The organism is Marinobacter sp. OP 3.4 (genome assembly GCF_036224885.1).
Taxonomy (GTDB): Bacteria; Pseudomonadota; Gammaproteobacteria; order Pseudomonadales; family Oleiphilaceae; genus Marinobacter.
The window spans coordinates 1-21634 of the sequence record NZ_JAVVLT010000100.1 but is presented as its reverse complement, the minus strand read 5'-3'; the positions used below and the strand labels follow the sequence as shown (position 1 = coordinate 21634).

20 protein-coding genes are annotated in these 21634 nt (G+C 62.9%); 9 read left to right on the top strand and 11 right to left on the bottom strand.

Annotation, left to right across the window (positions count from 1 at the left end; translation table 11 throughout):
* Window positions 1-252: 252 nt before the first annotated feature.
* Genes RO069_RS16505 through RO069_RS16485 form a run of 5 tightly spaced genes read left to right on the top strand, consistent with a single transcriptional unit; the run spans window position 253 to window position 5632 of the window.
* Window positions 253-1278, top strand: a complete 1026-nt coding sequence (locus RO069_RS16505; protein WP_328189049.1) for an ABC transporter permease — start codon at window positions 253-255, stop codon at window positions 1276-1278.
* Window positions 1262-2119: an ABC transporter permease gene (locus RO069_RS16500; protein WP_328189047.1), complete on the top strand. Its 858-nt coding sequence runs from the start codon at window positions 1262-1264 to the stop codon at window positions 2117-2119. Before RO069_RS16505 ends, RO069_RS16500 begins: the two co-directional genes overlap by 17 nt.
* Window positions 2116-3099, top strand: a complete 984-nt coding sequence (locus RO069_RS16495) for an ABC transporter ATP-binding protein (protein WP_328189045.1) — start codon at window positions 2116-2118, stop codon at window positions 3097-3099. Before RO069_RS16500 ends, RO069_RS16495 begins: the two co-directional genes overlap by 4 nt.
* Window positions 3096-4145: an ABC transporter ATP-binding protein gene (locus RO069_RS16490; protein WP_328189043.1), complete on the top strand. Its 1050-nt coding sequence runs from the start codon at window positions 3096-3098 to the stop codon at window positions 4143-4145. Before RO069_RS16495 ends, RO069_RS16490 begins: the two co-directional genes overlap by 4 nt.
* Entirely contained in the window at window positions 4136-5632 is a 1497-nt protein-coding gene (locus RO069_RS16485) for an ABC transporter substrate-binding protein (protein WP_328189041.1), read from the top strand. The genes RO069_RS16490 and RO069_RS16485 overlap by 10 nt, the downstream gene beginning before the upstream one ends.
* Before the next feature lie 26 nt (window positions 5633-5658).
* Here RO069_RS16485 and RO069_RS16480 read toward each other — a convergent pair whose 3' ends face one another.
* Window positions 5659-7095, bottom strand: coding sequence for a DHA2 family efflux MFS transporter permease subunit (locus tag RO069_RS16480; RefSeq protein ID WP_328189039.1), 1437 nt, complete (start codon window positions 7093-7095; stop codon window positions 5659-5661).
* 1 nt (window position 7096) lies between these two features.
* Window positions 7097-8113 (bottom strand): LacI family DNA-binding transcriptional regulator, encoded by a 1017-nt coding sequence (locus tag RO069_RS16475; protein ID WP_328189037.1) that lies wholly within the window; start codon window positions 8111-8113, stop codon window positions 7097-7099.
* A gap of 281 nt (window positions 8114-8394) precedes the next feature.
* Here RO069_RS16475 and RO069_RS16470 point away from each other — a divergent pair, with 281 nt between their 5' ends.
* Window positions 8395-8796: a PilZ domain-containing protein gene (locus RO069_RS16470; protein WP_328189035.1), complete on the top strand. Its 402-nt coding sequence runs from the start codon at window positions 8395-8397 to the stop codon at window positions 8794-8796.
* A 42-nt stretch (window positions 8797-8838) separates the two neighbouring features.
* Here RO069_RS16470 and RO069_RS16465 read toward each other — a convergent pair whose 3' ends face one another.
* From RO069_RS16465 to RO069_RS16430, 8 genes are all read right to left on the bottom strand, one after another.
* Entirely contained in the window at window positions 8839-10476 is a 1638-nt protein-coding gene (locus tag RO069_RS16465) for a methyl-accepting chemotaxis protein (protein ID WP_328189033.1), read from the bottom strand.
* A 139-nt stretch (window positions 10477-10615) separates the two neighbouring features.
* A complete protein-coding gene (locus RO069_RS16460) occupies window positions 10616-10915 on the bottom strand; it encodes a SelT/SelW/SelH family protein (protein WP_328189032.1) in 300 nt (99 codons plus the stop codon).
* Window positions 10916-11039: 124 nt separating this feature from the next.
* Complete coding sequence (locus RO069_RS16455) at window positions 11040-12035, bottom strand: glycosyl transferase family 90 (protein WP_328189031.1); 996 nt, start codon at window positions 12033-12035, stop codon at window positions 11040-11042.
* Window positions 12036-12138: 103 nt separating this feature from the next.
* On the bottom strand, window positions 12139-13029 hold the full coding sequence (locus tag RO069_RS16450) for a chemotaxis protein (RefSeq protein WP_328189030.1): 891 nt from the start codon (window positions 13027-13029) through the stop codon (window positions 12139-12141).
* 276 nt (window positions 13030-13305) lie between these two features.
* Entirely contained in the window at window positions 13306-13569 is a 264-nt protein-coding gene (locus RO069_RS16445) for a Txe/YoeB family addiction module toxin (protein WP_328189029.1), read from the bottom strand.
* Window positions 13566-13808 carry a type II toxin-antitoxin system Phd/YefM family antitoxin gene (locus tag RO069_RS16440; RefSeq protein ID WP_058092928.1) on the bottom strand — a complete coding sequence of 81 codons (243 nt, stop codon included), beginning with the start codon at window positions 13806-13808 and terminating at the stop codon, window positions 13566-13568. The genes RO069_RS16445 and RO069_RS16440 overlap by 4 nt, the downstream gene beginning before the upstream one ends.
* 160 nt (window positions 13809-13968) lie before the next feature.
* The gene (locus RO069_RS16435; protein ID WP_091641542.1) at window positions 13969-14256 is read right to left on the bottom strand and encodes a helix-turn-helix domain-containing protein; all 288 of its coding nucleotides are present in this window, start codon (window positions 14254-14256) and stop codon (window positions 13969-13971) included.
* Window positions 14249-14560 (bottom strand): type II toxin-antitoxin system RelE/ParE family toxin, encoded by a 312-nt coding sequence (locus RO069_RS16430; protein ID WP_012137896.1) that lies wholly within the window; start codon window positions 14558-14560, stop codon window positions 14249-14251. Before RO069_RS16430 ends, RO069_RS16435 begins: the two co-directional genes overlap by 8 nt.
* A gap of 331 nt (window positions 14561-14891) precedes the next feature.
* Here RO069_RS16430 and RO069_RS16425 point away from each other — a divergent pair, with 331 nt between their 5' ends.
* Window positions 14892-15845 carry an IS110 family transposase gene (locus tag RO069_RS16425; protein ID WP_328189027.1) on the top strand — a complete coding sequence of 318 codons (954 nt, stop codon included), beginning with the start codon at window positions 14892-14894 and terminating at the stop codon, window positions 15843-15845.
* Between the two features lie 322 nt (window positions 15846-16167).
* Here RO069_RS16425 and RO069_RS16420 read toward each other — a convergent pair whose 3' ends face one another.
* A complete protein-coding gene (locus RO069_RS16420) occupies window positions 16168-19386 on the bottom strand; it encodes a bifunctional cytochrome P450/NADPH--P450 reductase (protein ID WP_328189026.1) in 3219 nt (1072 codons plus the stop codon).
* A gap of 132 nt (window positions 19387-19518) precedes the next feature.
* On the opposite strand from RO069_RS16420, the gene RO069_RS16415 reads away from it, so the two are divergent.
* Window positions 19519-20139 (top strand): TetR/AcrR family transcriptional regulator, encoded by a 621-nt coding sequence (locus tag RO069_RS16415; RefSeq protein WP_328189025.1) that lies wholly within the window; start codon window positions 19519-19521, stop codon window positions 20137-20139.
* A gap of 9 nt (window positions 20140-20148) precedes the next feature.
* The gene (locus RO069_RS16410; RefSeq protein ID WP_328189024.1) at window positions 20149-21588 is read left to right on the top strand and encodes a TrkH family potassium uptake protein; all 1440 of its coding nucleotides are present in this window, start codon (window positions 20149-20151) and stop codon (window positions 21586-21588) included.
* Window positions 21589-21634 lie beyond the last annotated feature (46 nt).

Here is a 21634-nt window from a genome sequence, read left to right as displayed (position 1 = left end):
TTGTGGGGAGCCGTCCGGCGGTCCCGAATTGTCAGGTGTTACCGAAACGTCCCTGGTGATTTTTGCGGTCTGTTTTGAAACCTTACAATAAAATTTTGCGCTGGCGTAACCCTTGTGCTAATTCTTTTGACGGAATTGGCCTTTCCGGTCAGCCAAAAAATGAATCGTTTCAATCCTGCCGACTCCATCCATGGCGGGAATTCCGGGACAACAACAATAAGCGGTCGGTAACCGGCCGCAAAGGGACACCCTATGCAGGGCAAAGTTGCGTCTGCTCATCCTCGTCATACCGCTGCCGGGCGCTGCGGGCCCGCCATGCCGCCACTGGCCAGGCGGTTCGTGCGTCGCCTGATGCACCTCCTGGCGGTGCTGGCGATCGTCAGCGTGGCGACTTTCCTGATGCTGGAACTGCTGCCCGGCAACCTGGCCGACTCCTTCCTCCATGAAAACGCCTCCGAGGCGGAAGTGGCCGCCATTGAACGGGATCTGGGGCTCGACAAGCCCCTGGTGGAGCGCTTCATGGACTGGGCTGGCAACGCCCTGCGGGGTGACCTGGGGGAATCGCCGGTCAGTGGGGAGCCGATCTCCGCCGCTATCGCCGAACGGTTGCCGGTAACGCTGCAACTGTTGCTCTATGCCCAGTTGCTGTCCCTGGCCATCGCGTTGCCACTGGGCATCCTTGCGGGCTACCGGGAGGGCAGCACGCTGGACCGGGTCATCTCTGGCGGTGCCCTGGGTTCCCTCGCCATGCCCCATTTCGTGTGGGGCATCCTGCTGATCCTGCTCCTCAGCATCTGGCTGGACTGGCTGCCGGCCACCGGCTACGTGCCCTTTCTGGAATCCCCCCCGGGTAACCTGATGTCCCTGTTCCTGCCGGCCCTGACCCTGGCCATGGTGGAGGCGCCCGTCTACCTGCGGCTGCTGCGCTCCGATGTGGCCAGCACCCTGCGGGAGGACTACATCGTGGTGGCCCGGGCCAAGGGGCTCGGCGACCGGCAGATCCTGCTGCGCCATGCCCTGCGACCGTCCTCGTTCACCCTCATCACCCTGATGGGGATCAATATCGGCAACCTCATCGGAGGATCGGTGATTGTCGAGAGCCTGTTTGCCTTGCCCGGCGTTGGTCGATATCTCGTGGAGGGAGTGATCCGCCGGGACTTTTTTACCGTGCAAGGCGTGGTTCTGGTGATCGCCGTGGCCTTCGTGCTGGTCAACCTGCTGGTGGACCTGGCCTATAACCTGCTGGACCCGAGGCTGAGTCATGACAGCGCTCACTGAGCAGGTGGGTCATCTGTCCACACTGTCGCGCCCGGACTGGCGGTTGGTGTTGCCCGTCGGCTGGCTGGCGCTGGTGTTCCTCGCGGCCCTGACCGTGGACTGGCTACCAGTGCCGACGCCCACCGACATGGACTTCATGGCGGTGGAGACCCTGCCGTCGGCGGAGCACTGGCTGGGCACCGACCAGGATGGCCGCGATATCTTCAGCCGGGTGGCCCATGGCGCCCGGGTCTCGCTGGTGGTGGGGTTCCTGGCGCCGCTGGTGGGGTTGTTCTTCGGCACCCTGCTGGGCTTGCTGTCTGCCTGGTACGGGGGCATTGCCCGCACTTCCATCCTGGTGGCCCTGGACGCCATCCTGGCCTTCCCGGGGCTGGTGCTGGCCATGGCGCTGACCGCCATTCTGGGGGCATCGGTGGGCAGCGTTACCCTGGCCCTGGGCGTGCTCGCGATTCCGTCGTTTGCCCGTATCAGCCGGGCGCGGGCACTACCGCTGATCCAGCGGGAGTTCGTGCTGGCGGCAAAAACCGCCGGGGCCGGTGATGCCTGGATCCTGCTGCGGGAAGTGCTGCCCAACATGGTGATGACCCTGGTCACCTACACCCTGACCATTGTCTCGGTGATGATCGTCATCGAGGGAGCCCTGAGCTTCCTCGGTGTTGGCGTACCGCCACCCGCGCCCAGCTGGGGCGGCATGATCTCGGAAGGGCGTAGTGCCCTGGAGCGGGCGCCCCATATCAGCCTGATTCCCGCCGCCGCCATGTTTTTCACCGTGCTCAGCCTGAATGTGCTCGGGGACCGCCTGCGCCGCCGGGCGGAAGCCCGGGAAGGAGGATTGTCATGAACGCCGCCGTGCCACTGCTGGCCATTGAACACCTGAGCCTGGCCTTCCCCACGCCGGCGGGGGAGGTCCTGGCCCTGGACGACATCTGTCTGGACCTGCACCGGGGCCGCACCCTGGGACTGGTGGGGGAATCCGGCTCCGGCAAGTCGGTGCTGTCCCGGGCGATCCTGCGGTTGTTACCGCCGTCGGCGCAATGGTCGCCGGACGGCCACGTGCGCTTCCACGGCGAGGATCTGCTGGGGCTGGGCCGCAAGGGCATGCAGCAAATCCGGGGTCGCCGTATCGCGATGATCTTCCAGGACCCCATGACCGCCCTCAATCCGGTGCGCACCCTCGGCGCCCAGTTGATGGAGGGCATGTGCCTGCACCTGGGCATCGGTCGCCGGGAGGCGGAGCAACGGGCCCTGGACCTGCTGAAACAGGTGGGCATACCCTCCCCCGCCAGCCGCATGAACCAGTTTCCCCATGAACTCTCCGGCGGTATGCGCCAGCGGGTGGTGATCGCCATGGCGATCGCCTGCGAACCGGACCTGCTGATTGCCGACGAGCCCACCACGGCCCTGGATGTCACCGTGCAGGCGGAAATCCTCGACCTGCTGAAGGCACTGCAGGCCCAGCGCCGGATGGCCATGCTGCTGATTACCCATGACCTCGGGGTGGCCGCCGGCTACTGCGACGATATCGCGGTGATGTACGCCGGCCAGCTGGTGGAAATGGCCGACACCGGGTCGCTGTTCCGGCATCCGCGCATGCCCTATACCCGGGCGCTGATGGACTCCATTCCCCGCATGGAGGACGAGCCCCACAGCACCCTGACCAGCATTCCCGGACGGCCCACCGTGCGGATGGCGGGGCAGGCCGGCTGCCCATTTGCTGGCCGTTGCAGCCGGCGCCGTAGTGAATGCCTCAGCGAGACACCGCCGCCCACCCGATCCCGGGACGGCTTCTTCCGTTGCCACAACCCGCTGGAGGCCCCATGACCGCGTCACCGCCGGTGCTGGATGTGCGTCACCTGAGCGTGGACTATCGCCTGTCCGGCCGTCGCACCCTGCGGGCGGTGGATGATGTCAGCCTGCGGGTGGACGACGGTGAGACCCTGGCGCTGGTGGGGGAATCCGGCTGTGGCAAGAGCACCATCGCCCGGGCGGTGATGCAACTGAACCCCACCACCGAAGGCACCATCGAGCTGGAGGGCATTGACCTCGCTGGCCTGGGCCGGTCCGACCTCAAGGCCCTGCGCTACCGGTTCCAGATGATCTTCCAGGACCCGATCTCATCCCTTAACCCACGCCGCCGAGTCCGCGCGATCCTGGAAGCACCCCTGAAGATTGCCGGGATGAAGGACCCCGACGAGAGGCTTCGCCGCATCGAAAACATCCTGGAGCTGACCGGCATGGACCCGGCGGTGCTGGACCGCTATCCCCACGAATTCTCCGGCGGCCAGTGCCAGCGGCTGTCCATTGCCCGGGCCCTGGTGCTGGAGCCGAAACTGCTGGTGTGCGACGAACCCGTATCGGCACTGGATGTGTCGGTGCGGGCCCAGGTGCTGAACCTGCTCAACGACCTGCAGCGCAAGCTGGGCCTGAGCATGCTGTTTATTTCCCACGACCTGGCGGTGGTCCGCAACGTGGCGGACCGGGTGGCGGTGATGTACCTGGGGCGGATCTGCGAATCCGGCCCCGCCCGGGAGGTGCTGGAACGCCCGGCCCATCCCTATACCCGCAGCCTGCTCAGTGCCGTGCCGGTGCCCGATCCGTCCCGGCGCCCCGGTCGCATCGCCCTGGTGGAAGCGGAGTCCGCCTCCCACCTGGCAGTGCCCACCGGTTGCCGGTTTGCGCCCCGTTGCCCCCAGGCCCGGTCCATCTGCCATGAACAGCCGCCGGAACTGACCGACGCCGGCCAGGGGCGGGTGGTGGCCTGCCATTTCCCGGTGAGTGATGAGGGTGGCAGGGCACCCCTGGATAGTGCCGGCGGTCGGGGCGCCGACGATCACAAGAACAGAAGGGAGAACCCGTTATGTCCATGAAAGTATTCACCAGAGGCGCCCTGGCCGTGGCGCTGTGCGGCGCCCTCTGGGGCCAGGCCCAGGCGGCGGGCACCCTGACCATGGGGCTGGAATCCGATCCGATCGGGTTCAACGCCGCCAAGGCCCGCCTGTTCAACCAGACCACGTCCAATGTCGCCCTGGCGGTGATGGAAGGGCTGTTTGCCTATGATCGGGACGGCAACATCGTGCCCCGGCTGGGCCTGGAGCTGACCGAGGCGGAGGACCGCATGAGCGCCACCGTGACCCTCCGCCAGGGGGTGACCTTCCACGACGGCACGCCGTTCAACGCGGATGCGGTGGTAGCCCATTACGACTGGATCACCTCGCCGGGCAGCGGTATCAACACCGCCATGATCGAGCCCATCGACTATGTGGAGAAAGTGGACGAGTACACCGTGCGCTTCGTGCTCAACCAGCCCTGGGTGGCCCTGAAATCCGCCCTGGCCATCGACCACATGTTCAACTTTATCGGTTCGCCCACGGCGATAAAGGAAGACCCGGACGGGTTCCATCGCCATCCCGTGGGGACCGGGCCCTTCGAGTTCCAGGAATGGCGTTCCGGGGAACGGCTGGTGGTCACCCGTAACGGGGATTACTGGGACAGTGATCTGCCGCACCTTGACCAGGTGGTGTTCCGCGTACTGCCGGACAATGATACCCGCAACCAGAGCCTGCGGGCGGGGGAGGTGGATGTCACGCCGGTACCCACCCCAGCACAAGTGGTTGCGGCCCGGGAGGACGACAGCCTTGTGGTGCATGGCTATGAAAGTTCCGGTGCCCTGTCCTGGAACTTCCATAACCGCAAGGAGCCGTTCAAGGACCCGGAGGTGCGTCGTGCGGTGATCCAGGCGGTCAACGCGGAGGCCCTGATCAAGGTGTTCTACCAGGGCACCACGGTGCCTACCTCCGGGTTCTTCAATGCGGATTCCCCCTGGCACTGCGAGGACCTGGACTGGCCGTCCCATAATCCGGAACAGGTCAGCAAGGTACTGGAGGAGAAAGGCCCGATCCAGTTCGAGCACATCAGCACCAACACCCCGGCGGGCCGCCGGCTGGGGGGGATCTTCCAGCATTTCTTCCAGGAGGCGGGTTTCGATACCAACCTGGAACTGCTGGACCAGGGCCAGAACATCCGTGCCGGGTTGTTCGGTAACTACCAGATGAACATCTGGCGATTCGTGGATTTCGGTGGCGACCCGGACCTGAACCTCACCAGCTACCTGACCAGTACGGTCACCCGCCATGACGTGGAGGCCTACCGGCCCCTGTTGAAGGAGGCCCGCACCGAGACCGACACCGGGAAGCGCAAGGAGCTCTACTGCGAGATTTCCCGGAAGTTTGCGGACGATGCCATCTTCATGATGCCCGTGCAGTCCACCTACTATGTGCTGGCATCACCGAAGGTGAAGGATGTGGCGCCGCTGCGGAACAACCTGGTCCAGCTCCGGGATATCCGTATCGAATAGTCCCGGGGATAGGGCGCCCGGCGGGATCAGGCTGCGGTGGCTTCCTGCCGCTCCGGCGGTGGGTTCTTCATCATTGCCATGGGGTAGAGCCCCAGCAGGTAGAACAGGGCCATCAGGGCGAAGGCATCCTGGTAGCCGGGGAAGGTCAGCGGGATGCCCAGGCCGGAGGTCCAGTGGGTCTGCTCCTGCAGCAGGATGGCAGACAGGCTGACACCCAGGGAACCGCCGAACTGGCGGGCGAAGCTGACCAGCCCGGTGGCCTGGTTCACCATCTCCTGGGGCACAATGCTGACGGCGCCGATCACCACCGGGGGCATGGTCATGGCCAGGCCCACCCGGCCCAGGGCGGCCATCAGTGCCACCAGCACCAGGGAGGTTCCGGCATCGGCCTCACTCAGCACGATGCAGGAAATGGCAAACACCACCAGCCCGCCGGCCACCAGGAGCTTGGGCAGCACCCGGTCGGTGAGCCGGCCGATCACCGGGAACGACAGGGCCATGGCCAGGCCCGCGGGCATCAGCAGCATGCCGGCGGCGGAAGCGGATTCACCCATGGCCGTCTGTACCAGCATGGGGACCAGGTACACCGAGCCGAACAGCCCCGCACCGGTCAGCATCGCCACGATAAAGGCGGGCCCGAACCCCGGGTAGCGGAAGATGCCCAGGGCCAGCAGGGGCGACCGGCTCCTGAGCTGGCGCAGGGCAAAGGCGATGAACAGGACCACCGCCGCCAGCAGGCCGATGAGCACGGGGCCGCTGGTCCAGCCCAGGTGGGGGCCTTCCGACAGCCCCCACAGCAGCGCCACCATCCAGCCGCACAGCAACAGGATACCGAGGCTGTCCAGGCGCCGGTGAACGTGGGGGGCGGATGCCGGTCGCGACAGGAAGGTGCTGCCCATATAGAAGGCCGCCAGGCAGAAGGGCAGTACCACCAGGAACACGGCCCGCCAGGACCACCAGTCCACCAGCACGCCGCCCACCACGGGACCCACGGTGGGGCCCAGCACCACGCCCATGGCGTACAGACCCATGGCCTGGCCACGCTGGTTGACCGGGAACACGGCGTATAGCATCAGCATGGCCAGGGGCTGGACCATACCCGCAATCAGCCCCTGGATAATCCGTACCACGATCAGCATGCCGAAATTGACCGCGAAACCACCGGCCAGGGCAGCCACCACGAACACCAGCAGCGATCCCATGTAGGTGGTCCGCGGGCCGAACCGGTCCACCATCCAGATGTTCAGCAGCATGCCCACCGCCATACTCGCCAGGAAGGCGGTCACCAGCCACTGGCCCATGGTGTGGCTGACATCGAAGGTGTGCATGATATCCGGCAGGGCGACATTGACGATGGTGGACGACAGCGACATGGTCATGGTGCCGATCATCACCGTCATCATGACCCACCACTTGTAACGGTCGCCGTAGCGCTCCTGGAGCTGGTCCATGGACGCGGCCATATCAGTCCCCCTCCCGGTTCGAAGGCGGCACCGGTCCACAGGAGTCCCGCAGTACCAGTTCGGTGGGCACGGTGACCTGGACCGGACGCTGGCTGCTACCGTCCATCTGCTTGACCAGCAGTTCCACCATGGTGTCCACCAGGGTTTCCACCGGCCAGCGCAGGGTAGTGATCGCCGGTGAGTAGGTGGACACCCAGTCGTTGTCGCCAACACTGATGATGGACAGGTCCTCCGGTATGCTCAGGCCCAGCTGGCGGGCCATCTGCAATGTCAGCGCGAGGATCCGGCTGCCGGGCAGGATCAGGGCGGTGGCCCGGTCCGGCCCCTGCAGCATGGCTTCCAGGTCGGGCATCGGGTTCAGGCCCACGGCCAGCGGTCGGAGCAGCTCATCATCAACGGTCAGCCCCCGGTGCGCAAAGGCCTCCCGGTAGCCGGCCTCCCGCTCACGGCCCGGCCATAGATGGGACAGTGGTTTAAGCAGCGCAATGCGGCGGTGGCCCAGCCCCAGCAGGTAGTCCACCGCCTGCCGGATACCGACACGGTAGCCCACGCGCACCCCGTAGAAACGGCTGGGAAACTCCACGCTCTGGATCACCGTGGGGGCGCTGAAGTCCTCCAGGGCGCTGATCAGTTCCGGATCATCCTCACTGTCGGGTACGAAAATGAGGCCGTCCACCCGGCGCCGGCGGAACTCCGCCAGTACGTCCTTCGCCTTCCGCCCCCTGGCGCTGGCCAGCAGCAACATCAGGCCCCGGGCCTGCAGACGCTGGTCGAGGCTGTTGATAATGGCGCCGTACAGGGGATTGGCCATATCCGGCACGAAGAACCCCACCGCCCCGGTGGAGTTGGTGCGCATGCTGCGGGCGAGATTATTGGGTTCGTACCGGAGACGGGTCCTGGCCTCTTCCACCTTCTGACGCAGCCGGGGGCTTACGGGCAGACCGTTCAGCACGCGGGAGACGCTGCCTACGGAGACCCCGGCTTCCCGGGCGACGTCCTTGATGGTGCTTCTGGCCATGGAACCTCGGCGAGTGTGTCAGTACGACGACGGGCGGGCGCCGTCAGTTTGTGAGGAAGCGAATGAATTCGTAATGGTGGGATTGTAACGTTTCATTTTTACCTTGTCGCCTGTTGCAAGCCGAAATATTTTTCATGACAACGAGGGCAGGGAGGACGAGTTTTCCGAATCGTGACCTGTATCCGTACTTGGCGGATTCCATCGCCTCCCGTCTCTGATAAATTGAGACTCCCGGACAAAAAGTCCCACAATAACGACAAATGCCATGCAGGGGAGTAGGTATGCAAGAGCGCCGGAGTCGTCAGAGGTTGCCCTCCATCAGGGTAACCGCCAGGGTTGGCATTAAACGCGGATTCCTGGGCAGGGACTGGCTGAATGTCAGGGTGCTGGACTTCAGTAACCGGGGCCTGGCCTTTACCGGCGATGTGCCCCTGGAACAGGACGACAGCTTCCAGATGAGCCTGCGGCTGAGCACCGAAACCGGCGATTTCGTGGTGGAGAAGGCCAATGCCTCCGTCTCCAATATCCGCAACCTGTCGGACCGGCGCATCTACGGTGTCCGCTTCGCCGACGACAACCCGGCGGCCACCCTGGCCAGCCTCGAACGTATCGAGGGCATCGTCAAACGCTACAAGGAACTCAGCTCCCGCATTTTCAGACACCGGTCCGGCAAAGAGGCCTGAGGGCCCCTGCCGGACAGGTCGACACTCCGGCCCGTTAACCGATCACACCTTGAAGCGCCCGGCCTGTTCTTTCAGGCTGCTGGCATATCCGGCCATGGACTCGCTGATGGTGTTGAGGTCGGCGGAACGCTGATCGCTCTCCCCGGCCAGGTCGTTGATCTGGGTGATGCTCCGGTTGATCTCGTCGATCACCTGGGTCTGTTCCTCGGTGGCGGAGGCCACGCTGGAATTCACGTCGGTGATGTCGTTCATGGCATTGAGTATGGAGGACAGCTCGGTTTCCGCGTCGGAGGCCAGGGTCTCCGTGGCGCTGGCCTGTTCGCTGCCGGTTTCCATCACCGACACGATGTCGGATACCCCGGACTGCAGGGCGGTGATCATCTCCTGGATGTTCTCGGTGGACTGTTGTGTACGCTGGGCCAGGGTGCGTACCTCATCCGCCACCACCGCAAAGCCACGGCCCTGCTCGCCGGCCCGGGCCGCCTCGATGGCCGCATTGAGGGCCAGCAGGTTGGTCTGTTCGGCAATGCCGCGGATCACGTCCAGCACCGAGGTGATGTTGTCGGAATCCGCGGACAACTTGCGGATCACCTCCACGGCCTTGGTGATCTGCTGGGCCAGGCGCCGCACCTGACTGGCGGATTCCTGCACGATTTCCGCACCCTTGTTGGCATTGCCCTGGGCATTGCGGGTGACTTCCGCTGCCCGTGAGGCGTTGCCGGCCACTTCCTCGATGGCGCTTTGCATTTCGTTGATGGCGGTGGCCACCATGGTGATGGATTCGGTCTGCCGGGCCACGCCGTCACGGTTTTCGGAAGCGGAGCGCTCCAGGTCACGGGCCCCTTCGGCAAGCTGTTCGGACAGTTCCTGGATGGTGCGGATCATGCCCTGCAGGTTGCCCAGTACCGCGTTGAAGGATTGTGCCAGCTGGCCCAGGTCGTCGTTGTTCTCCACCGGCACCCGCTGGGTCAGGTCGCCCTCGCCCTGGGCGATGTTATCCAGTTGGTCCCGCAGGGTACGGATGGAGGAGACGATCATCCGCAGGGCGGACACGAACACCAACAGGGCGATCACCAGGGACGCCAGCGTCACCACGACGGTAATGGTAATGGCCTGGGCCCCTTCGCTGGACGCGCTGGCCGCCTGCTCGGTCGCCAGTTTGTCCGCGAACTGCCCGGTCCGGTCGAAATAGCCGCGAAGGGTTTCGAAATATTCATTGGTCTCGTTCTGGATAAGCTCACGGCCGCCGTAGGTATCGCCGATCTCGGCCCGGCCCAGGGCTTCCTCCGCGGAGCTTCGCCATTGTTCGTAGGCGGCATCGAATCCTTCCATCTCCGCCTCGAAACCGGTGCCTGCCAGTTTTCCCTGGGCGTCATGGATACGGTCCCGGGCCTGGTCCGCGTTCTCGTGGAAGGCCGCCAGCAGGTCTTCGGCGCCCCGGTTGCTTTCACGGGCGCGGATGTAGCCGTTCTGGGCCACAAGCGCCTGATAGAGGTCCCGATCACCGTTGAGGATCTCGCTGGAAGCGGGTAGCAGGTTGTCCGCGAGAAAGTCCGTGCCCGAGACCAGGTTACGGGCGGTAACCACGCTGAGAACGCCCAGGACGATAACCGCCAGTGCAGTGATAACAAAGGGAAGGCCGACCTTGGTCCTGAATCCCAGCAACTTGCCGATAGCCATAGAAATACTCCGGTGGTGGGGAAAGTTCTTGTTGTTTTATGACGGAGTATAGACAAATGTATCGGATATAAAACTAAATATGTGCGCTAAGTTGTCACGGCATGTGTATGAATATTGGCAGTTGTAACAAATGATAATGTCACTTGTTCCCCGGCTTGCGATCACTGTGTCCCAGGGAGCGGTCCGGCGAGACGGTATCCCGCACCAGTTGCTTGAGCTGTGTGATCTCCGGAAACCCACCCATGTCCTTGCGGGACCAGATGCGCTGCCCGTCCACATGCACCTCGAAGATGCCACCGGTACCCGGGTGTAGCGTCAGTTCGCCGATCTCGTCCTCGAAGGTGGTGAGCAGTTCCTGGGCCATCCACGCGGAGCGCAGGAGCCAGCGACAACCAGTGCAGTAGTGGATGTCGATCTTGTGGGTGCGGGTATCTGTCATGGTGTCCCCCGGTTGGCTGGATCGGATCATGCGACGATCGGTCAGGAGAGGGGAGTATATCCTTCCGCTGGCGAGGGGCCAAAGCCAGCAGGCCTACACCCGGGCATGGGCCGGGAAGGGCGGTTCAGATGCCCATGGGAACGGGAATCGGGTCCTTCTGGCCACTCAACTGAAAGTAGCGCTCCATCACCAGCAGCCCCACCAGGTCTTCCCGCCGGGGATCCCGGAAGCGGGCCACATAGCGGTGGGCGTTGTCGATAATGGCTTCCGCCTCCTCCGGATGGCGGCGGTAGTAATCGATCTTCTCCGGCAGGTCGGAATGGTCGTCCTTCAGCTCGACGTAGTGGTAGCCGGGCACCAGGGTGCCCTCCATGAACCAGGTCTCGAAGCGGGGGCGGCGCATCAGGCACAGGGAATTGGACGCCATGATCCACTTCAGGTTGGTGGCCACATCCACCCCTTCCACGCTGACAATAAACTGGTAGCGCAGTTGCTCCTCAACGCTCAGGAACGGCTTGTGCCAGGGCCGGGCCTGGGGCTCCCGGTGTCGGGTGCAGCCAATATCGCACTGGGGGTGGTCCATGAACTGGCTGGCAAAGGTGACCCGATGATCCCGGTTTGACTTGCCGCGCCACACCGCCATGGGCCGCTTGTCCCGAAACGGGATGGGGTCCCGGCAGAACCGGTAATGGCGGATGGCATTGAGCCGCAGCAGCATGGCATTGGCGTTCCCCGCCCGCTGGTCGATGGGCCGGCTCTTGACGAAGGTGGGCTGGTCGGGCGTCTCGGTAACATCCCCGAACCGGTAGTGGACCCGCAGATGCCGGGGAAAGTGACGGATCAGGTGCTGGAAATCGCCGCAGTAGGCGCTGCTCTTGCCCCGGTTGGAGAACCCGGCGATGGCTTCCGCCTGGTCCGGCAGGCTGACGGGGCGGGTCAGCCGGTTGTAGTAGGACACCCGGGCCTCGATATCCGCCTGGCCATAGGGATCCATCCGATCAAATTCGTTGAACAGGGCATGCCGTCGCGCCCGCCACAACTCCCCCGGCACCAGGGCGCGCAGGGCGTTGCGGGTGTACATGGCCGGCTTGTGCAGCGGCCTGGCGATGCGGCTGGGCATGGTCGTGTGCTCCCGGAGGACATGGAAACCGGCCTCCATTGCACACAACCAAGGTTACAGCCCTGTTGCCTGGGCGGGGTGTCAGAAAATCTTCAGGAAACCGTCACACGGCGCTGGTGTGGGTGCCCCGCAACATGGCCTGCAGCAGCTCCTCGGCGTCGAACTTGGTCAACGCCTCGTTGGCGCCCACCTGTTCTGCGTAGCTGACGCTCATCTCACTGTTCAGGGAAGTGTGCAGGATCACATAGGGCTGCTGCATGGACTGGTCGTCCCGCAGGTGGAAGGTGAGTTCGTAACCGTCCATGCCCGGCATCTCGATATCGCTGACCAGGATGGTGACCGGGTTCTGATCCCGGTTACCCTGGACCAGGGTGTCCAGGGCGGTCTGGCCGTTGCCGGTGACCTCGTAGGGAATGTTCTCCCGCTCCAGGGCGTCGGCAAGCTGGCGGCGGGCCACCTGGGAGTCGTCCACCAGCAGGATGCGCTGTTCCCGCAGGGTTTCCCGTTCCACGTCCGTGAGCTGGGCAGGGGCGCTGTGCAGGGATTCGGGGTAGACCCGGGCCAGCAGCAGCTCCACGTCCATCAGTTGCACCAGGTCGTTGTCGATCTGCAGCAGTCCGGTGACAAAGGCCTGGTCACCCAGGGCCTTCGGGGGCGCCTGCACCTGCTTCCAGTTGGCCTCGACAATGCGGTCGACAGCCCTTACCAGGAAGCCGATTTCCTGGCGCTGGATATCGGTCACGATGATCGACGCGGTCTTTCGTTCCTCATGGGTGAGGGGCGGATAGCCCACGGCGGCGGCCATGTCGATCACCGGCACGGCGGAGCCGCGGAAGTTCATGGTACCGATCACCGCCGGGTGACTCTGGGGGATCTGGGTCAGGCGCTGCAGGGTCATGATCTCACGGATCTTCAGGGTACCCAGGGCCGACAGCCGGTTACCGGCCAGTCGGAACAGCAGCAGTTTCTGGGGGACGGCGTTGCCTTCGCTCATGGAGGTTCCGGGGGTTCGAGAGTTTAACGTTGGAAGCTATCGGTAAATGGTAGCCCACCGGGTCAAGAAACGGCAGGCTGCGATTGTTTCCGTTTGTACTCCCGGTTATCGATCATTGGTGGGAAAGCTTTAGGGCCACGTCGGAAAAAACGCCTTAGGACATCTTGCCCTGCTCTGGCCTGGCGATGCGCCCTTTATATTAACGCCAACCTTTGCGGCAGGTCTGGAGCTGTGAAGCCATGGGAAAATGGTCCGGCAACAGCGGCTGGCTATGCATTATTCGTAATGGCTCCAGAGCCTGAGAACTTTCACCACTCGCTCGTCTTCGAGCACTTGGTAGACCAGCCGATGCTGAATATTGATGCGGCGTGAATAGGCCCCCGCAAGATCGCCAATGAGCGTCTCAAACGGAGGCGGCTTGCGGTATGGATCTTCCGCTATCAGCGCTAAAAGTTCCTGGGCCTTTGGTTTGAGGCCGCTGGAGGCCAACTTCTTTGCATCTTTCTGGGCTTGTTTGGTGTAAACCAACTTCCATGTCACCAGTCCAGCTCCTCATCGCATTCATCCACGGGGGTATCCATCCCCTCACGAATAGACTCCCGCATACCTGGTACGGAGAGCAGGTAAAGTGTTTCCTGAATTGCAGACCAGTCTTCTTCGGAAACCAGAACGGCTTTGTTCCGCTTACCCATGATGACGATTGGTTGGTGGGACTCGGCGGTCTCGTCAATCAAACGATATAGGTTGCTGCGCGCCTCAGTTGCTGTGATTCCGGTCATGACGCACCTCTTGTGTGTTCAACTTGCAACCGAGTGTACGCCTTTGGGTACGTACGTCAAGGCGAACGTTTTGCATGACGCTCGCCTTCACCGGTGACACAACCGCAGCGAAGCGGAGGTTTTGGCATCCGGTGCATGGCCTGGTTACACCTCACTTTGGTCAGTGAAGCTGACTGAAAACTTCCGGGTGTTGCTCAGCAATGCGCAGAAGCGCAACCGCAGGACCCTGCGGCTCGCGCCGACCCTGTTCCCAATCCTGAAGGGTTCGCACACTCACGCCCATAAGTCCGGCAAATGCTGACTGCGACATGTGTAATTTCAGCCTGATCTCTTTGGGCGGTGAAGGTTCTGACAGCTCATGCGTTCGTAGAGCCAATTTACCCTTCTTGAACTGCTTGATTTCATTGATACCGTCAAGAATCTCTGCCCCAAGGTTCCTGTCACCCATTTTTGATTGCCTCCGCTATCTGCTTGAGCGTGTGGCCAGGAATACTGGCGCGCTCTGATTTACTGTACAGCGTGAGCATCCATATCTCGTGGTCAGATTTCTTCCAGTAGTAAATTGCTCTGATACCACCGCTCTTTCCCGAACCCGCTGGTGCCCATCGAACTTTACGAACACCGCCCGAACCTTTGATCAAATCCCCGGCATCCGGCTTCTGCAAAAGGTAGGTTTGAAGCCCGCGGTATTCCTCATCCGTGAGGTAGTTCGGCAATAGCTTGGTGAACGTTGAGGTTTCGATGAATAGCATTGCTAAAATATACGGCGTTGCCGTACAGTCGTCAAGGCCGGATCAGTGAGGTGTAACGCCGCTCAGCACGCGCGGCTACGAAATTGAGGCGCAGCCGCAATGTAGTAGGCGTCGCAGTGACTGGCCTTGTATGGATAATTTCTGCCGAGTTTGGGTAAATTGAGGCCCACCCCCAGCGGCCACTGGGGGCCTTCATGCAGCAGCTCGGTGTCTGGCGGGCTCCTCTTCCGAGAGACCGATAACAAGTGCGTAGCGCTGCATGACTCTCAAGCGATAACTCGAACAGTCATCGGGGCCTCGAGCCCGTATAGCAAGGCAGAGTCAGCTTATTATGAAACACACGGAAGTCCAAACCCCAGTCAACATCGGCATCGACGTCGGCAAAGCCAATCTGGACGTTGCCATTCATCCCACCGGACAATCGCATTCCTTTCCCAATAACGATGCCTATATCCGTCACCTGGTCCAGGTCCTGAAGAAGTACGATATCGAGCGCATCGTTGTCGAAGCCACCGGGCGTTACGAGCATGCCCTGGTCTCAGCCTGCCACCAGGCGGGATTGCCGATCATTGTCGTTAATCCCACCAGTGTCCGACGCTACGCTCAGGCCATCGGTGTGCTGGCCAAAACCGACCGGATCGATGCCCAGGTCATCGCCCGGTATGCCGCCACCATCAAGCCGGAGTTCAGACCAATCCCGGACAAAACCTCTCAGAAAATCAAAGACCTCCTGGCACGACGGGCACAGCTTCTGGAGATGTCCACAATGGAGAAAAACCGTCTCCAGATCATGCCAAAATCACTCCATCGCTCCATCAAAACCCTGCTCCGAGTGCTCCAGAATCAGATCGACACCATCACCCGGCAGATCGAACAGGAAGTCGCCAAGGTGGATCACTGGCGAACCAAAACCGAAATCCTGACCAGCGTCCCGGGCGTCGGCAAAGTGCTCGCCTATACGTTGCTCAGCGAGCTACCAGAGCTTGGCTCTCTCAACCGAAAGGAGATCGCCGCACTGGTCGGCGTTGCTCCCATTAATAGGGACAGCGGCAAGCTCAATGGCAAACGCAGGATACGGGGAGGACGCCACAGAGTACGCACGGTGATGTTCATGGCCATGCTCTCATCGATCCAGTGCAACCCCGTGTTCAAGCGATTCTACGAGCGCCTGAAAGCCCAGGGGAAGATACCGAAAGTTGCCCTCATCGCCTGCATGAGAAAGATGATTGTGGTGCTCAATACCATGATGAAAAACGGTGAGCCATGGCGTGAAAATATGGCCTAATTAATGGGTTTGACACCACAGTCACTTGTATAGCAGTCGCCACGACCACTTTTCCAGCGACTCATATCTCAATTCCGATTTCTCCGAAGCTATGCAAAAACCCGCCTCCGGTCAATCACTTCCCGCCGTCTCTGGATTCGCCCGCTCGGGAAAAATGATCATTACGACTACTATCTCCAATTTTCGGGAGTAGTCTAATGCCCTGATTATTGGAGATTAATAGACGATATCGCTAATGCCGCCCAGTTCATGGTCGCAATGACCGTTTTTCCGTTGCCAGGCATTTTTTCCCATTATCCGATAAACGGACCATCCACCCGTTTTAATGGCTCCCAAAGATATCCTGGTAGTACTGCCCCTCTTGCATCAGTGCCTGCAGCCATTGGGAGGCTTCCTCCCGGGAGCATCCGCGCTGGTCCTCGCAGATGCGGATCAGGCAGTCCCGTACCGCCGGGGCCATGCGGCTGCCGTCGCCGCAGACGTAGATCGGGGTGCCGGATTCCAGTTGTTGCCAGACCTGGTCGCGGGCCTGCCACAGGGCGTCCTGGACGTACCGGTGGGGGTGGCAGGCCATGGCGGAATAGGCCGGGAATACGGTGACGATCTTCTGTTTTTGGTAGTCGGTCAGGTTCCCGGCGTACAGCAGGTCATGCTCCGGGTGCCGGCAGCCGTAGAACAACAGGCTGGTGGCCACTGGTGTACCGGCCTCGCGCTGTCGGGTCCGTTCCTCCAGGAAGGCCCGGAAGGGGGCGATGCCAGTGCCGGCGGCAATCAGGATCATCGGTTGCTGAGGGTCAGCCGGGGGCGCAAAGGCGGGTGAGGGTGTCCGCACGTAGGCCAGTACCTGGTCCTCCTCTTCCAGGGCCCGCAGGTAGTTGGTGGCTACGCCCCGGTATTCCCCGAGACCGGACCAGGCCGGGGCCTGTACGGTGCCCACGGTGAGTATGACCTGGTCCGGGTGGGCCAGGGGGCTGGATGATATCGAGTAGAACCTGGGCCGCAGGGGCGGGCACAGGGCCGCGTGGATTTCCAGGGGTAGCTGGATGGCGGGGTGGCGTTCCAGCAGGTCCAGCACGGACAGCCTGGGTTCCAGTATCTCCCGGGGGTACCGGTCGCTGTCGTCGGCCAGTGCCTCCAGGGTGCGGCGGGTATGGGGGCAGGGGCTGTGTTCCGCCAGTACGCGCAGGTCGCGGCGGCTGGCGGGTTCCTGTAGCTCCAGGAAGTGGCGCAGTAGCTGGCCAACACTCAGGGTGGCACCGGCGGGCAGGTGGGCGGGGGTGCCTTCACTGTCGATGGTGACCAGGTCCGTTGGGTGTGTTCCCAGCAGGTCGCAGGCCCGCTGGATCAGGGGCTCGTGGTTGGCCGGGTAGATCGCCAGGTGGTCGCCGGTCCGGTAGTGCATGTCCTCGGGCAGGGCCAGGGTGATCTCCCGGGTGGAGGCGTGGGGCCGGCTGCCGGTGAAGTCCGGAAGATCGCTGGCGTCCGTGACCAGTTCCCGGTTACGTCGCACCGTCAGCGGGCGGGCGCTGTCCGGCAGGATCTGGGTGCGGGTGGCCTGGTGATCCACCATCCGCAGGGGCGGTTTGATGGCCGGACTGCTGTCGCCGGATTCTCCCAGGGTCTGCCAGAAGTCGCTGAGCCAGTCTTCCACCGCACCTTCGAAATCGCCATTGCCATCGGCGGCACCCCGTTCCAGCAGCCGGTGTGCGCCGGTGCCCGCCAGGGCCTCATCGGTGCGTTGGGGGAAGGCCTGGTAGTTCACCCACTGGGAGTTACCGCATCCAAGCACGGCAAAACGCAAGCCGGGCCGTTTGATATTATCCAGGCCCTGTTCGTCCAGCAGGGTTTCGAAGACCCTGGCGCTGTCCGGTGCGTAGCCATTGTAGGTGGCGGTCACCACCACCAGGATGCCGGTGTCCGGCAGGTCGCTGGCCAGGTCATCCAGGGGAACGCAGCGGGTGTCGAAATCCAGGCTGGTTGCCCGGGCGGCCAGTTCCTCGGCGATGTCCCGGGCGGTGCCCAGGCTGGTGCCCCAGGCCACGGTGAGGGGTTCCCCCTGGCCACGGATACCATTGGTTTCGGGCTCTGTCCGTTTATCGCTACTGTCGGCGACCGGGGTGGTGACCAGCCGTTCATGGGGCTGGCGGCGACGTGCCCGCAGGTAGAAGTTATCCGGCTTGAGGGTCAGGGTCTCCTTGATGTCCAGGCGGTAGTCGTGGGGATCGCTCAGTGCGAAGCGTTGCAGGATCATGGCTACCGCCAGCTTGGCCTCGGTGAGGGCGAACTGGCGCCCGATGCAGGCCCGTTCGCCATTGCCGAAGGGCTTGTAGCCGTGGGGGTGGATCCTCGCCTCATTCTCCGGCAGGAAGCGGTCGATATCGAACACGTCCGGGTTGCTCCACACCTTCGGATCCCGGTGCAGCGACGGCAGGTGCACGGAGATGCCCTGGTTGCGGGGGATGCGGTAGCGCCCGCCGATGATTTCGTCGTTATAAGGGGCTACCAGGAACGCGGGGGCGGTGGGCCACAGGCGCAGGGTTTCCTTGAGTACCCGTTCGATCACGTCCAGCCTGGCCAGGTCGCGGTAGTCCGGCACCGTGTCACCCGGAAGCACCCGGTCCACTTCCGCGTAAGCCTGGGCCAGCACATGGGGATGGCGCAGCAGGAAGTAGAGGGTGAAGCTGAGCAGGCCGCTGGTGGTTTCGTGACCCGCCACCAGGAAGGTGAGTACCTGCTGGCGGATATTGAGGTCGTCCAGGCGTTCGCCGGTCTCCGGGTCTTCGGCGGTTAGCATCAGGTTGAGCAGGTCGTTGCTGTTGGTGGGGTTCTCCCGCCGCTGTCGGATCACCTCGTCCACCAGCTCGTTCATGGTGTTGATGTCCGCCCGGTAGTCCGGCGGGTCCTTGCGCAGGCGCTCCAGGATGGGGATCTGGGTGAGCTTGGCCATGTTGGCCGCCAGCACCCGCACCATGGCGCCCAGGAAGGGGTGCAGTTCCCGGGACTTAAAGGAGTTGAAGCGGTAGTCGAACCCGGCCAGGGAGATGGTGTCCAGGGTCAGCCGGGTCATGTCGTCCGCCACCAGCAGGTCCTCCCCCTGGTGGGCTTCCCAGTGGTCGCACAACTGGCCCGCCACCTCGGCCATGGCATCAAAATAGCCCTTCATGGCCCGCTGGCTGAAGGCCGGCATCAGGATACGGTGGGCCTTGCCCCACTGGGGTTCCTCGCCCTTGGCGGTGAACAGGCCGTCCCCCACGATATCCCGCAGCAGCGACAGGGGCGGGCGGATCACCTTGCGGAACCGGGTCTCGTCGGAGAGTTCCTCCACCAGCTCGGCGGAGTAGGCGAAGGGGATCTTCACGCCGGCAAAGTCCATCTCGAAGATGCCGTCAAAGTCCCGGGACACCTCCAGGAAGTACTGGGCCATGCGGGACTTGGGAATCTGCAGCAGGTTGCCCACCAGGGGCCATCGCGGCGGATGGGGCAGTGGCTGGATTCCGCTAGCGGGAGTGGTGGTGTCGGGGGTGCCGCTATGGTCGCTCATGATAATGATTGTGGCCTTACAGTGTAGGGTGGATAAAACGCTACCCTGCGCTGTAAGGTTGGTCAATGGCCGCTTTTCAGGGCATGATTAGCAGCGCCTTCCCGGCATTCAGTTACCACTACAGGACAGTCAATGGCACCACAGGCACCGGTCAGACGGCAGCCCCTCAGTCCGGAACGCATCTATCGCACCGCCCTGGGGCTGATCGAGGAAAACGGCGTGGACGACCTGAGCATGCGCAAGCTGGCCGGGGCGCTGGGGGTGGACGCCATGTCCATCTACCATCATGTGGAGAACAAGCAGGCCCTGCTGCAGGGGGTGTTCCAGACCGTGCAGGAGGAACTGCCACTACCGGACCCGATGCCGGCGGACTGGAAGGAGGCGCTGCGGCAACTGGGCAAGGGGTTCCACCACCTGGCACAGCGCTACCCCGGTATCTTTCCCGCCATGATCACCAGCCCCTGGGGCACCGAGCGGGAGCGGGAGATCTTCCACTATATCCAGCGTGCGTTGCAGAAGGCCGGTGTTGCCGATTCGGACATGCCGGGGGCCACCAGCGCGCTGTATACTTACGGCATCGGCATGGCCAATGTGGCGGCCAACGGTTTGCGGCTGCGGCCGCTCTATGGCGAGCCGGAAACCGAGAGCCATCCATCCCATGGCACGACGGACGCGGACGCCGAATTCAGTATCGAGATGATGCTCGCGGGTATCGATTACCTGGTGAGTCGCAGGCACCCTAGGGAGGACTGACGGAAAATCATGTTGCCCGTGGTCCAGATCCTGGGGTTCCTGCTGATCCTGCTCAGCTTCCTGATGACCCTGCCCGTCAACCTGCTGGCCCTGGCGGAAACGCCTGACTGGCTGGCCTTCGTGAAATCCGCATCGCTGACCTTCGGTGTCGGCCTGGCGTGCTTTCTCACGACCGGGACACGCTCGCACCATCTGAAACAGCGGCAGATGTTCTTTCTGACGGTGTCGGCGTGGGTGGTGATCCCCCTGTTCTCCAGTCTGCCGCTGTTGCTGAGCGACATGAAACTGTCCATCACCGATGCCTTCTTCGAGAGCATTTCCGGCGTCACCACCACCGGTTCAACGGTACTCACCGGCCTGGATTCGCTGCCGTCGGATATCCTGCTGTGGCGGTCGATCATGCAGTGGATGGGGGGCATCGGCATTATCGGTATGGCGGTGGCGATCCTGCCGTTCCTGAGGATCGGGGGCATGCGCCTGTTCGCCACCGAGTCCTCCGAGTGGACCGAGAAGGCCGTGCCCCGCACCGGGCGGCTGGCGAGGGGGCTGGTGTTCAGCTACCTGATGCTGACCCTGGGCTGCGCCCTGGTCTACTGGATACTGGGCATGGACCTGTTCAATGCGGTCAACCACGCGCTGACAACGGTATCCACCGGGGGCTATTCCACGTCGGACAGCTCCATGGGGCAGTACGACCAGTTGTCGATACTGTTCGCCTCATCGATTTTCATGATGTTGGGAGCGGTGCCGTTCTTCCTCTTTGTGCGGTTGTTGAACGGGCACGCCCAGCCGTTGTTCCGGGACCAGCAGGTGCGTTTCTTCCTCAAGGTGCTGGTGGGCGTGGCCCTGGTGATCACCCTGTACCGGGTCTACAACGAGAACGCCTTTCCCGTTGATGCCTTTGTGCATGCGCTGTTCAACGTCACCTCGGTGGTCACCACCACCGGGTATGCGTCACAGGACTATTCCCTGTGGGGGCCCTTCGTGGTGGTGATCTTCTTTTTCCTCACCTTCGTCGGGGGCTGTTCCGGGTCCACCAGCGGGGGCATGAAGATGTTCCGCTTCCAGCTATCCATGTTGCTGCTGCGGGAGCAGGTCATACGCCTGTTGCACCCGAACGCGGTGATTGCCCGGCATTACAACGGACGCCTGATCAGCAACGAGATTGTGTCGTCCAGCGTCGCCTTTTCCTTTATCTTCCTGGCAACCCTGGCGGTGGTGGCGGCGATACTGGCCCTGCTGGGCCTGGACCTGGTCACCAGCCTGACCGGTGCGGCCACGGCGCTGGCGAATGTGGGGCCCGGGCTGGGCACCGTTATTGGCCCGTCGGGGAACTTCCAGACGCTGCCGGATGCCGCCAAGTGGGTGCTGATGGCGGCCATGCTGCTGGGTCGCCTGGAACTGCTGTCGGTGTTCGTGATGTTCTCACCCCACTTCTGGCGAGGGTAGACGGACAAGCGGGGAGATTGGAGCGGGACCACCGCCGCCCCGGGGC